At 71.2% G+C, this 11548-nt stretch carries 10 protein-coding genes and 1 other RNA gene; 8 read left to right on the forward strand and 3 right to left on the reverse strand.

Features of this window, described 5'->3' with window-relative positions:
• Nucleotides 1–10 precede the first annotated feature (10 nt).
• Together ACIBJH_RS12215 and ACIBJH_RS12220 are read right to left on the reverse strand one after the other, a co-directional pair.
• On the reverse strand, nucleotides 11–781 hold the full coding sequence (locus ACIBJH_RS12215; protein WP_399116751.1) for a MerR family transcriptional regulator: 771 nt from the start codon (nucleotides 779–781) through the stop codon (nucleotides 11–13).
• A 22-nt stretch (nucleotides 782–803) separates the two neighbouring features.
• Nucleotides 804–2405 (reverse strand): FAD-dependent monooxygenase, encoded by a 1602-nt coding sequence (locus ACIBJH_RS12220; protein WP_399116752.1) that lies wholly within the window; start codon nucleotides 2403–2405, stop codon nucleotides 804–806.
• A 47-nt stretch (nucleotides 2406–2452) separates the two neighbouring features.
• On the opposite strand from ACIBJH_RS12220, the gene ACIBJH_RS12225 reads away from it, so the two are divergent.
• The 4 genes from ACIBJH_RS12225 to rnpB all read left to right on the forward strand — a co-directional run bounded on the left by ACIBJH_RS12225 (nucleotide 2453) and on the right by rnpB (nucleotide 5548).
• Entirely contained in the window at nucleotides 2453–3082 is a 630-nt protein-coding gene (locus tag ACIBJH_RS12225; RefSeq protein WP_399116753.1) for a TetR/AcrR family transcriptional regulator, read from the forward strand.
• Nucleotides 3083–3131: 49 nt separating this feature from the next.
• On the forward strand, nucleotides 3132–3959 hold the full coding sequence (locus tag ACIBJH_RS12230; RefSeq protein WP_399116754.1) for an AraC family transcriptional regulator: 828 nt from the start codon (nucleotides 3132–3134) through the stop codon (nucleotides 3957–3959).
• A gap of 22 nt (nucleotides 3960–3981) precedes the next feature.
• Nucleotides 3982–4992, forward strand: coding sequence for a DMT family transporter (locus ACIBJH_RS12235; protein WP_399116755.1), 1011 nt, complete (start codon nucleotides 3982–3984; stop codon nucleotides 4990–4992).
• Between the two features lie 139 nt (nucleotides 4993–5131).
• Nucleotides 5132–5548, forward strand: an RNA gene (rnpB, locus tag ACIBJH_RS12240) — RNase P RNA component class A.
• A gap of 104 nt (nucleotides 5549–5652) precedes the next feature.
• Here the strand turns inward: rnpB and ACIBJH_RS12245 are convergent.
• A complete protein-coding gene (locus ACIBJH_RS12245) occupies nucleotides 5653–6282 on the reverse strand; it encodes a TetR/AcrR family transcriptional regulator (protein ID WP_399116756.1) in 630 nt (209 codons plus the stop codon).
• Nucleotides 6283–6488: 206 nt separating this feature from the next.
• On the opposite strand from ACIBJH_RS12245, the gene ACIBJH_RS12250 reads away from it, so the two are divergent.
• The 4 genes from ACIBJH_RS12250 (at nucleotide 6489) to ACIBJH_RS12265 (ending at nucleotide 11077) form a co-directional block, all read left to right on the forward strand.
• Nucleotides 6489–7124, forward strand: a complete 636-nt coding sequence (locus tag ACIBJH_RS12250; RefSeq protein WP_019067247.1) for a nuclear transport factor 2 family protein — start codon at nucleotides 6489–6491, stop codon at nucleotides 7122–7124.
• Nucleotides 7125–7228: 104 nt separating this feature from the next.
• On the forward strand, nucleotides 7229–7972 hold the full coding sequence (locus tag ACIBJH_RS12255) for an SDR family oxidoreductase (protein ID WP_399116757.1): 744 nt from the start codon (nucleotides 7229–7231) through the stop codon (nucleotides 7970–7972).
• Nucleotides 7973–8036: 64 nt separating this feature from the next.
• The gene (locus tag ACIBJH_RS12260; protein ID WP_399116758.1) at nucleotides 8037–8969 is read left to right on the forward strand and encodes an LLM class F420-dependent oxidoreductase; all 933 of its coding nucleotides are present in this window, start codon (nucleotides 8037–8039) and stop codon (nucleotides 8967–8969) included.
• 347 nt (nucleotides 8970–9316) lie between these two features.
• The gene (locus tag ACIBJH_RS12265) at nucleotides 9317–11077 is read left to right on the forward strand and encodes a helix-turn-helix domain-containing protein (RefSeq protein WP_399116759.1); all 1761 of its coding nucleotides are present in this window, start codon (nucleotides 9317–9319) and stop codon (nucleotides 11075–11077) included.
• Nucleotides 11078–11548 lie beyond the last annotated feature (471 nt).

Below are 11548 nucleotides of genomic sequence, written 5' to 3' on the forward strand. Positions count from 1 at the left end.
CTTCTGATCCCTACCCCCGTGTGACGATCCGCAGCGCCCGGCGGATCGCCTCCGCCTGGGCCGGCGCGAAGTCCGCGTAGAAGGCGCGCAGGAAGCCGCTGTCGTGGTCGACCGGGTTCCCCTCGGGGAGCAGCGCGGCGGGAACGCAGCCGGCGAGGGCGCGAGCCGCCTCGTCCACGCGCGGGTCGGCGGGGTCGACGGGGTGCTCGGTGTCGGCGAGCGCGTCGAGCAGCGCGTACGCCTCGTGCGCCCGGGCGACCGCGTCCGGTGTGGCGACGGCGCTGCCCACCAGGTCCATGATCCGCGCCCGCTCGGCCGGGGTCGCCACGGTGTCGAGCAGGGCGAGCATCTCGCGGTCCTTGGCGGCCATCGGCGAGTCGGTGGGGAGCGTCGAGGCGTGGTTCAACTCGCTGAACACCGCCGCCAGTTCGGGCGAGACGGGCCCTTCGGCGGACAGTTCTCCCGAGTCCAGCAGGGCGCGCAGCCGGGCCCGGCGCTCCCGGATCGCGGACTCCTGCCGGGCCAGGTCCTCGTCGAGTTCGGTGAGCACCTCGGCGAGGTCCCGGCCGGCGTCGTCCGCGAGCACGTCCCGTACCTCGGTCAGCCCCAGACCCAGCTCGGTGAGCCGCCGGATCCGGGCGAGGACGACGGCGTGCCGCAGACCGTAGTCGCGATAGCCGTTGGAGCGGCGCTCCGGTTCCGGCAGCAGGCCCAGTTGGTGGTAGTGCCGGACGGTCCGCGTGGTGACGCCGACGGTCTCGGCGAGTTCTCCGATCCGCATGGGACCAGTAGAGACATTGACGCTACGGCAGGGTCAAGCACCGGCCGGCGCCGAACCAGAGCCGCAGCGCGTCCGAGGGATCGTCCCCGGCGCCGTCCGTGTCCGCCGCCCAGGCCGTGAATCCGTCCGGGCGCACCAGCAGGGCGGCAAGCTCCGGCCGCCCGGGGCAGGAGGTGGTCAGGACGTCCACCACGCCCTCGTAGCCGTCCGCGCGGGCCCGGAGTTTCGGGTCGTCGGCGAGGTCGAGGAGGAGGGCGCGGCCGTTGTGGAGGTGGTCGGCGAGGCGCGTGCCGTCGGCGAGTTCGAGGTCGGGGGCGCTGCGGCCGGTCAGCGGGTGGTCGCCGGGGAGGTCGTGGTGCTGCCAGACGCCGGAGATCCGCTTGACGAGATACGTCGTCCCGTCGACCGTCCCCGCGAGGTCGGTGACCACCGAGCGCAGGGCGCGGGAGTGCGGCTCGGGGCGCATCACGGCGATCTGGGCACGCGTCCAGTCGAGCACCCAGGCGCCGATCGGATGCCGTTCGGCCGTGTAGGTGTCGAGGAGTTCGACCGGCGCCCGGCCGCTCACCACCAGGGCGAGCTTCCAGCCGAGGTTCATCGCGTCCCCGACACCGAGGTTGAGCCCCTGCCCGCCGAACGGCGAGTGGACGTGCGCCGCGTCGCCCGCGAGCAGCACCCGGCCCGCGCGATAGGTCTCCGCCTGACGGCAGTTGTCGGTGAACCGGGTCGAGGAGTGGACCTTGTGCACGGTGACGTCGACACCGGTCACCCGGCGCACACTCGCCTGCAACTCCTCGGCGGTGACGGGGGATTGGCGGTCGGCGGGCGGTCCGTCGAACTCGACGGTGAGGATCCGTCCCGGCAACGGACCGAAGGCGTACGTCCCCACGTCGGTGGTGTTCCAGCCGCCGCGCAGCGGCTCGGTGCCGGTCAGGTCGGCGATGGCCTGGTAGCCGGTGATCTCCGGTGCGGTGCCCGGGAATTCGATCCCGCTGAGCTTGCGCACGAGGCTGCGGCCACCGTCGCAGCCGACCAGCCAGCCGGCCCGGACGGCGTACGGCGCGGAACCGTCCGTAGGGGCGAGGCGGACGATCACGCCCTCCTCGTCGGCGTCGAAACCGGTCAACTCGACCTGCCTGCGCACCTCGACGCCGAGTGCGTCGGCGTGCCGGCCGAGCAGCCGCTCCAGCGGGGCCTGCGGGACGAGTCCGACGCGGTCGACCGGGCCGAGGCCCGCGAAGGCCGGGTCCGACTCGTCGAGCAGATCGGCCCGCAGCATGATCCCGGAGAAGTGCCCGGCGAACTTCGGCGGCGGAACGGGGTTGTTGTCGCCGCTGCCGTCGCTGTCGCCGTGCGTCCGCGTGAACTCCTTGAAGCGGTTCATCGCCTCCTGGTGTATCCCGGTCAGCTCGGGGAGCAGCCCGCGCCGGTAAAGGGCCACGGTGGTCGTGGAGTTGAGGCCGCCGGCCTTGATGGTCTCGTCGACCTCGGCCAGCCGCTCCACGACCAGCACGCGGGCCCCGCCGAGGGTCAGCTCGGCGGCCAGCAGCAGGCCTACGGGGCCGGCTCCGGAGACGACGACGTCGTAGTTCGTTTCGGTGTTCTGAGTGTTCTCGGTGTCCATGGCTAAGAGTGTAGTAACTAAAAAATTATGTTCGCTACACTGTTCTCATGAGCGATGGTGAGGGCGAGCTTTCTCTGAGAGAGCGCAAGAAGCGGGCGACCCGGCAGCGGATCTCGAACGTGGCCACGGAGCTGTTCAAGGCGCGCGGCTTCGATGGGGTGTCCGTGGCGGAGGTCGCACGCGCCGCCGAGGTGTCGACGATGACCGTCTTCAACTACTTCCCGCGCAAGGAGGACATGTTCCTCGACCGCATCCCCGAGGCGGTCGAGGTGCTCAGCGGGGCGGTACGCCACCGTGCCCCGGACGAGACCCCGCTCGCCGCGCTGCGCCGCCTCACGCTCGAACTCCGCGACCAGCACCACCCGTTGGCCGGCCCCAACGACAACTTCCCGGCCTTCTGGCAGGTCGTGATCGACTCACCGGCCCTGCGCGCCCGGGCCCGCGAAGGCCTGGAGGAGATCGAGACCGCCCTGTCCGACGCCCTCGCCGAGACCGCCCCGGACACCCCCGACCCCGCCCTGACCGCGGCCCTGATCGTCGCCGCGTACCGGTCGGTCTACGTCACCACCGCGCGCCGCCTGCTCGCCGGCGAACGCGACGAAGCGACGGCCGAGGACCACCAGGCCCGGATGAACGAGGCCTTCGACATCCTGGAACGGGCGCTCACCCCGGCATGACACGGAGCCCCGGAGCGTTGCACCCTGTGGGGGAAAGGGGGTGCGTCCGGTGAGCGCACGCGAACATGCCCTGTGGACGAGGGCGAGACTGGGCCACTGCGGCCCGCCGCTCGACCTCCTGACCGCCCGCTTCGACCGGCACGTCTACGCGCCGCACGCCCACGAGGAGTTCACGATCGGCGTCTGCGTCGACGGCTCCGAACTCATCGACTACCGCGGCGGCCACATCCGTACGACCCCCGGCTCCATCGTCGTACTCGCCCCCGGCGAAATGCACACCGGCGGCCCCGGCAGCCCCACCGCCGGCTACGCCTACCGCGCCCTCTACGCCGACCCGGCACTCCTGACCGACGGCACCCTCGGCGGCGTCCCGCACTTCCGCGAACCGCTCCTCGACGACGCCGAACTCGCCCGCGCGTTCCGCCTCGCACACACCGAACTCAGCGTCTGCCCCGACCCGTTGGAGGCCGAGTCCCGCCTCCCGTGGCTCCTCACGGCCCTGGCCCGCCGCCACTCGACGTCCCGCCCGGCACCGGACCTGCCCGTGGGCGCGTCCTGGGTGGCGCACGCGGTGAGGGACCGCTTGGCGGACGACCTGCTGACCCCGCCGTCGCTCTCGGCCCTGGCCGCGGACTTCGACCTGTCCCGTTACCAACTCCTCCGCGCCTTCCGTACGACGATGGGGATCCCGCCGTACGCCTGGCTCGCCCAGTACCGGGTCACCCGGGCGCGCGGCCTGTTGGAATTGGGCGGGCGGCCCGCCGAGGTCGCGGCCCAGGTGGGCTTCGCCGACCAGGCGCATCTGACCCGCTGGTTCCGGCGGGTGCTCGGGGTGACCCCGGCGGCGTACCGCAACAGCGTTCAAGACGCCCGATGAGGGGGCGGCGCATCCTCGCCGTATGACTGCACGCGGCTGGTTCCTGTTCTCCCTGATGGGAGTGGTGTGGGGCATCCCCTACCTGATGATCAAGGTGGCGGTGGACGCCCCGCTCTCCCCGTCCATGGTCGTCTTCACACGCTGCGCCCTGGGCGCCGTACTCCTGCTCCCCTTCGCACTACGACAGGGCGGCCTGACGCGTGTGGTCCGTTCGCACTGGCGCCCGATGCTGGCCTTCGCGTGCATAGAGATCATCGGCCCGTGGTTCACGTTGACGGACGCGGAACGGCACCTGTCCAGCTCTACGGCGGGTCTGCTGATCGCGGGCGTACCGATCGTGGGCGTGCTGATGGCGCGCTTCTTCGGCGACGCGGAACGGCTGGGGGCGCGACGGGTGGCGGGCCTGGCGCTGGGCCTCTCCGGGGTCACGGTCCTCACGGTCCCGCACCTGACGGGCGGCGACGCGCGCTCACTGGTGGAGGTGCTGCTGACGGTGCTCGGCTATGCGACGGCGCCGCTGATAGCGGCGCGCCATCTGAAGGACGTCCCGACGCTCCAACTGACGGCGCCGTGCCTGGCGTTGGCGGCGATCGTGTACGCCCCGGCGGCGGCTTTGACCTGGCCGTCCACGGTGCCCTCGGCTCAGGTGCTGACTTCCCTCGCCGGTTTGGGCGTGATCTGCACGGCGGTGGCGTTCGTGGCCTTCCTGGAACTGATCAAGGAGGTCGGCCCGACCCGCTCAACGGTGATCACCTACGTCAACCCGGCAATCGCGGTGGCGGCGGGCGCGCTCTTCCTGGGCGAGGACCTGACGCTCGGCATCGGGGTGGCCTTCACGCTGATCCTGGCGGGGTCGGTGCTGGCGACGGCGGGGCCGGCTGGAGCAGGGGCTTCGGGGGGACATGGGCGCGGCAAGGAGGCCGCCGGGGGACTGGCGGGGGTGGGGGAGTCGGTGGGGTCAGGGGGTTCTGTGGGTTCTGTGGGTTCGGTCGAACCGGCGGGACCGGGAGGACCGGCGCAGGCGGCGAGGTAGGTGGGTGGCGGGGTGGCGACGCGGGCGGATGCATCGGCCGGACCCGAGCGACGAAGTGGGATCGGGAGGAGGGGCCGGTGGGACCGGCCGCCGGTCCGAAGGACGCGTGCCCGCCCGGTAGCATGGTCGACACGGCAGACGAGCCGGGCGGACGGCCGCGTGGAGTGCCCCTGGTGGGAACTCCCCGAGGAACGTCCGGGCTCCACAGGGCAGGGTGATGGCTAACGGCCACCCGGGGTGACCCGCGGGACAGTGCCACAGAAAACAGACCGCCGGGGATTTCGGTCCCCGGTAAGGGTGAAACGGTGGTGTAAGAGACCACCAGTGCCCAGGGTGACCTGGGCAGCTAGGTAAACCCCACCCGGAGCAAGGTCAAAAGGAGCCACCGCTTCGAAAGAGGCGCGGCTCTGCGCGGACGTTCGAGGGCTGCCCGCCCGAGTCCGCGGGTAGACCGCACGAGGCCGACGGCAACGTCGGTCCTAGATGGATGGCCGTCGCCGGGGGGATCGTGAGGTCCTCCCGGAAACAGAACCCGGCGTACGGCCCGGCTCGTCTGCCATCAGGGCTCTCACCTGGCCTTATGGGCTGTCGGGACCCTTCGTCGGGTCCGGGAGTCTTCCGCTTTCGCGGACAAGCGCCGTAGCGCAGGCCCATCCACCGCTACCCCCCACTCCCCCGAAACGCCCCCGCCACCACCGGCACCAACTGCCGCTCCAACCGCTCGGCGGGCAAGGCGGCCAGCTCCGTGCCGATGGGCGCCAACGCCAGCCAGTTCAGCAGGCCGGCCGCGCAGCGCGTGCGGAAGATCAGCTCTTCCTCGTCGACTCCGGGGATGTTCGGCGCCAGTACCCGCAGCACGTCCCGGCGGCTCTTCTCGAACTTGCCGGTCAGGCGCTCCCACCCCTGGGGCGGCTCGATCCCGATGCGTGCCACGGTTCGCATCACGGCAAGGTCTTGCCCGCCGGCGGCGAACGCGCGCATCATCGGCCCGGCGAACGCCGCGGCCACTTCCTCAAGTGCCGCGTCGGGGCCGAGCGAGTCGATCGCCGCCATCTGGGCGTCCAGATACTGTTCCAGCGCGTGCTCGATCGCCGTGTCGCACAGTGCCTTGAGTGACCCGAAGTGGTAGCTCACCGCCGCGACGTTGGCCCCGGCGCGATCCGTGATCTCGCGGAGTGTCACGCCTTCCTGGCCCCTTTGCGCGAGCAGCTCCAGGGCGGCCGACTGCAGGCCGTCCCGTGTGCGTTGACCGGCCTCCCGGCGCAGGTCCGTCTTGTTCTCCCTTATCACGCCATGTACTCAATCATTTGTTTGACTGCATCGTCAAGTGGTCGGCGCCTGGCGAGGGCCCGGCGGGCCACACAATTCAAACAGTGGCTTGACAGCTTGCGCCGGCCGTCCATAAAGTCAAGCCATCGCTTGATTTACTAAGAGCGAGCGGGGGACCGCTGCTGTGCGGCCCCCGGATCCTGAGGACAAACATGAAGGAATGTGTCATGAAGCTGCTCAGCCGGAAGTCGATCACCGCCGCCACCGCGGTAGCTGTTCTGGGTGGTCTTTCCATCGCCGCCGTGCCGTCACAGGCCGCGAGCCCCACGCACCACAAGTCCGCCGCCCCGACCCTGACCGCGCGTCAGCTGGCCGCGCTGCCGCTCACCGACCGGCACCTGACCAAGCACGAGAAGACCAACCTCGCGATCGTCCTGCGCGACTACTACGTGGCCGAGGGCAGCCACATCGACGTCCCGACCTTCGTCAACAGCTTCGCCAAGGACGGCGTCTTCAACGACATGGTCCCCGGCGTCGCCTACCGGGGTAAGGCGCTCGGCAACGTGCTGCCGTACATGAAGGGCCTCTTCTCCAACGTCCACCGTGACCTCAAGCGCATCACCGTGAACGGCGACACCATCAGCATCGAGCTGTCCATCCAGGGCACGTTCGACGGCCAGCTCCAGGCGCCGACGGGCGGCTTCGTCAAGGGCAAGGGCCAGAAGGTCGACGCCCCGACCGCCGACTTCTGGTACCTGAAGAACGGCAAGGTCGAGAAGTTCGACTGCTTCGTCGGCTACTCGAAGATGTACTCCGACATGGGCGTGAACTTCGACTGGGCCTCGGCCGTCAACCAGCACTGAGCCACTCGCCGGCGGGTGATGCCCGGCCCCCGTGGCCCCGCATCACCCGCCGCGGCCCGTCCCGGTGTCATTCGACAAGCGTCCTTCTTCAGCTGGGGAACCCCTTGAACGCCACAGGCAACACCATCCTCGTCGCCGGAGCGACCTCCGGCATCGGACTCGGGCTGGCGCTGCGGCTGCACGCGGCAGGCAACCGGGTCATCGTCTCCGGGCGCCGCGAGGACAGGCTGAAACAGATCGTCTCGGAGCACCCCGGCATCGAGTCCGTCGTGCTCGACGTCACCGACCCGGCCGCCGTCCGGGACGTCACCGCCCAACTGCTCCAACGCTTTCCCGACCTCGACGTCCTGGTGACGATGGCCGGCATGATGCTGCCGGAGGACCTCCACCACCCGGATTTCCTCGCCGTGGCGGAGGCGACGGTGGCGACCAACCTCCTCGGCACCATCCGCCTCGTGGCCGCGCTGACCGAACACCTCGCCACCCGGCCGCGGGCGACGATCATGACCGTCTCCTCCGGACTGGCCTTCGTCCCGCTGCCGATCGCCCCGACCTACAACGCCACCAAGGCCGCTGTCCACTCCTTCACCGAGAGCCTGCGCGTCCAGCTGGCGGACACGAGCGTCGAGGTTCTCGAACTGGTGCCCCCGGCCGTGCGCACCGCCCTGATGGGTCAGGAGGAGTCGGAGACCGCGATGCCCCTCGACGCCTTCCTCGACGAGGTCATGAGCATCCTCGGCGCCGGCGAACAGCCCGACGAGATCCTCGTCAAGGCCGTCCAACCGTTGCGCTTCGCCGAGGCCCGCGGCGAGTACGCCACCATGCTGCGCCTGCTGTCCGGCCGCTGACGAACGGCCACTTCGCCACCACACCGACTTGATCGCGCAACCGACCACAGAGGAACGCATCGGCATGACGACCCGGCTGGGAATCGGTCTCCCGCAGAATCGGAAGTACGACCTCGGCAAGGACGTGCCCGACGTGGCCCGCGCCGCCGAGGCCATCGGATACGACAGCCTCTGGGTGTACGAACGCGCCCTGTTCCCGGAACCACAGACCCAGCCGCTCTACGGCGTCCCCGGCCTGCCGTGGCCCGACGCCTACCGGGGCGTGGCCGAGCCGCTGGTCACGCTGACCCTCGCGGCGGCGGCCACCGAGCGGGCCGAACTGGGCACCGCCGTACTGGTCGCCCCGCTGCACATCCCCTTCCAACTGGCCAAGTCCCTGGCCACGTTGGACGCGGCGAGCGGCGGCCGGGTGATCGCTGGCCTCGGCAGCGGCTGGTCACTCGACGAGTACGCCGCCGCCGGAGTACGCCCGTTCGCGGAGCGCGGCAAGGTCATGGACGAGGTCTTCGAGGTGTGCCGGGCGGTGTGGGGCCCGGACCCGGTGGTCTACGAGGGCGGCAGGGTCACGAGGATCGCCCCGGCCGTGGTCGGCCCGAAGCCGGCCCGCCCGATCCCGATCCTCGTCCCGGCCAACTCCCCACGGTCCATGCGCCGGCTCGTCGACCACGCCGACGGCTGGCTCCCGTACGCCGACGGCCCCGAGCAAGTAGCCGCGGGCTGGCGCCAGTTGCAGGACCTCGCCGCCGAGCGGGGCCGAACCCGCCCGCTGCGGACGGTGGTTCGCGTCAACCCGGACTACACCGCGAAGCGCTACGAGGGCCCGGACCGCCGTCCCTTCCAGGGCGACGTCGAGCAGATCGTCACCGACCTGATGGCGTACGACGGCATCGGCCTCGACGAGTTCCTGGTCGACCTCTCGTGGGCCGCGCGGGACGCGCAGGAACTGAAGGACGTGAACGCCGAGGTGTACGCGGCGGCACGCGCGGCCGGGTTCTGACCCACCGGCTCAACTCCTGGGAGGGCGACAGGATCCGGGGTCCGGAGCGCCCCCCGCGCGCCCCGGACCGTGGACCCCCCATCCCCCCGTCGTCATTCAGCTCTTCGGTGCCGGGCGGAGCGCGGTGGGTGTGCTGTGGGTGAGTGCCTCCGGCATATCGACCCCCGTCGACGCCACAGGTTCGCCCGAAGGCATGACCAGTGCTCCTGTTCCGCCAATGGGCACGCCCCTGTGCCCGGTAGGCTCCCGGCACAGACAGCTTCGTCGGTAATCGTGCCGGTCCGCAGGGGTCGGGTGTTGCCAGCGGGTATTTGGCAACACCGGTCGGCCGGCGTGTTGTTGGGGGGATGGCCATCGAGCACGACGGATTCGGCGCGGAGTTACGCAGGCGCCGCATTGCGGCCGGTATGTCACTGAGTGAGCTGGCCGGCAGGGTGTACTGCAGCCGCAGTTTCCTCAGCCGCGTCGAGAACGGACGCCGCAGGGCGTCCCTGGAGCTGGCCCAACTGTGCGACGAAGTCCTGGGCGCCAAGGGGGCGTTGGCAGGCCTGACACCACCACCCGGCACCGACGCGCCGCCGAGGGCCGTCCGCGGGGAGACCGTGCGGCTGGTCAAGTCCCCCGGGAAGGACGGGCGTTCGGCCACCACGCACGAACGGGCCGAGTTCCTACGGCTGTTGCGGCGCGGTGATCTCAGCCATGCCGCCGGCGAGATGCGCGAGGCCGAACGGCATTACACGGCCGCCTATCGCGGCGCCGCCGGGGACCCGCGGGCGCAGGCCGAGGCGGTGATCAGGCTGGCGCGCCGCTGGTCCGACCCCGGGCAGGTCGACCGTGAGCTGCTCCAGTCCATCAAGGGGTGCCTGGCCGCGCTGGAGGGCGACGGCGGCCCCGAGGCCGCGGGGCTGCGGCTGCGGCTCGAAGCCCATCTGGCGAAGAAGATGGCCCTGGCGGTCAGTCAGGACACCGTGGCGGGGCTCGCCGGTCCCGCCGAGGGCGCCCGGCTCGCCGAGGACACCCTGCGCCGATTACCCGAGGACGGCGACGACGAGGTGCGCTGCGAGGTCCTCACCGAATGCCGGTGGGCACGCTACGACTTCATGAGCGCGCCCGAGTCGCTGGACCTCTCCGAGCGGCTGCGCGAGGCCGCGGCCCGGCAGGACTCGGCGTACTTCCGCGGCGAGGCGCTCATGGCCGTCGCCATCGACCAGCTGCGCAACGGCCGTATCTTCAGCGCGCTGGCCACCGCCAACCAGTACCGCAAGCACGCGGCGGACACCCAGAGCGCCCTGGCCCTCTGGCAGCGGCACACTCTCGACGCCCTGCTCGACCTGTGGCACGGCCGGTTCGACGCCGCCGCCGAGTGGATCTTCGTGGAGTCCCTGAAGTTCATCGAACTGCTCCGCGCCGACTACGCCGTACCGGCGGACAACCTGACGCAGACCCGGCTCGGCCAGGCCTACTGGCTGCTGCGCCAACAGGGGCGCCTGCACGAGCTGTTCACCTCCGATCTGGCCGGCGACGTCGAGCGCCACGCCTACTTCCCCGTCTGGCGGGCCGGGCTGGCCCTCGCCCTGTGCGAGACCGGGCAGCACGCCGAGGGGGCGGACCTGTTCCTCGGCTGTGTCGCCGACGTCGACCGGTTCCCGCCGTCGGGCTGGGCGGTGCCCGCGCTGGTCCTGCTGGCGGAGGTCTGCGCGGCGCTGGACCTGGAGGGCGGATTCGAGGCCGAGTTGGCGCAGGCGGTGCCCGGGCTCCGTGCGCGCCTCGCGCCGCACGACGGCGGGCAGATCGCCCTGGGCGGCTGGCCCACCGTCCTCGTCGGGCCGACCGCCCGGGCCTGCGGACTGCTGGCGCTGGCGGCGGGGGAGCCGGAGACCGCCCTCGAACGCTTCCGGCAGGCGGCGGTCCCGGCCCGCTCCTCACAGCCCGAACTCGCCCGCCTCCGCCTGGCCCAGGCCCGCGCGACGCGCCGGGCGGGCGGTCCGGGCAGCGAGCCGCACGCGGTCCGGCTGCTGCGGGAGGCGGCGCGCGGGGCGGAGACGTACGGCATGACATCGCTCGGGGCGCAGACCCTGGCGTTGCTGGAGGCGCCGGGGCGGGGGTGAGCAACCGGCCGCGGAAAGCGGTGGAGTTGGTGTGCGTGGACGGTGTTTATGCTGTGAACTAGGTCACATTCGCGTCCCGCCCGGACGCCTCGCCCCGCAGCTCCCGTCGCGTCCCCGGCGTCACCCGAGTCACCCTCTGCCCCGCACTTCACCCAGGGTAGTCAGCCAAAACGTCTTCGTGGGCGGGTGGTTGGGCGGGCGGGCCGCCGGATTGTCTACGCGTGTAGTGTACTGAACGCCCTAAACGGCTGCGCCTGGCGCGTTTGTGGCGTCCCTTGACCCGGGTCGGATGGCTCGGTTTCATAACTGACCAACTGCGCGGGGGGCTCGGGCGCCCGTCGGGAAACCGCAGCCCGTCTTTGGCGTACGTGCCGTGCTACGCCGCCAACTCCCCAGTCTGTGCAGGCGTGTTGACGTATGCCCGCGATCCGACGCGTCACGCGCCACCCCGGAAAGGAAACCACCGGTGTC

This window comes from Streptomyces sp. NPDC050548 (assembly GCF_044457385.1).
Taxonomy (GTDB): domain Bacteria; phylum Actinomycetota; class Actinomycetes; order Streptomycetales; family Streptomycetaceae; genus Streptomyces.

What these genes read in the sequence shown, in the direction of transcription:
- ACIBJH_RS12215 (WP_399116751.1), bottom strand. Translation starts at nt 781, where the DNA reads ATGCGGATCGGAGAACTCGCCGAGACCGTCGGCGTCACCACGCGGACC.
- ACIBJH_RS12220 (WP_399116752.1), bottom strand. Translation starts at nt 2,405, where the DNA reads ATGGACACCGAGAACACTCAGAACACCGAAACGAACTACGACGTCGTC.
- ACIBJH_RS12225 (WP_399116753.1), top strand. Translation starts at nt 2,453, where the DNA reads ATGAGCGATGGTGAGGGCGAGCTTTCTCTGAGAGAGCGCAAGAAGCGG.
- ACIBJH_RS12235 (WP_399116755.1), top strand. Translation starts at nt 3,982, where the DNA reads ATGACTGCACGCGGCTGGTTCCTGTTCTCCCTGATGGGAGTGGTGTGG.
- ACIBJH_RS12250 (WP_019067247.1), top strand. Translation starts at nt 6,489, where the DNA reads ATGAAGCTGCTCAGCCGGAAGTCGATCACCGCCGCCACCGCGGTAGCT.
- ACIBJH_RS12260 (WP_399116758.1), top strand. Translation starts at nt 8,037, where the DNA reads ATGACGACCCGGCTGGGAATCGGTCTCCCGCAGAATCGGAAGTACGAC.
- ACIBJH_RS12265 (WP_399116759.1), top strand. Translation starts at nt 9,317, where the DNA reads ATGGCCATCGAGCACGACGGATTCGGCGCGGAGTTACGCAGGCGCCGC.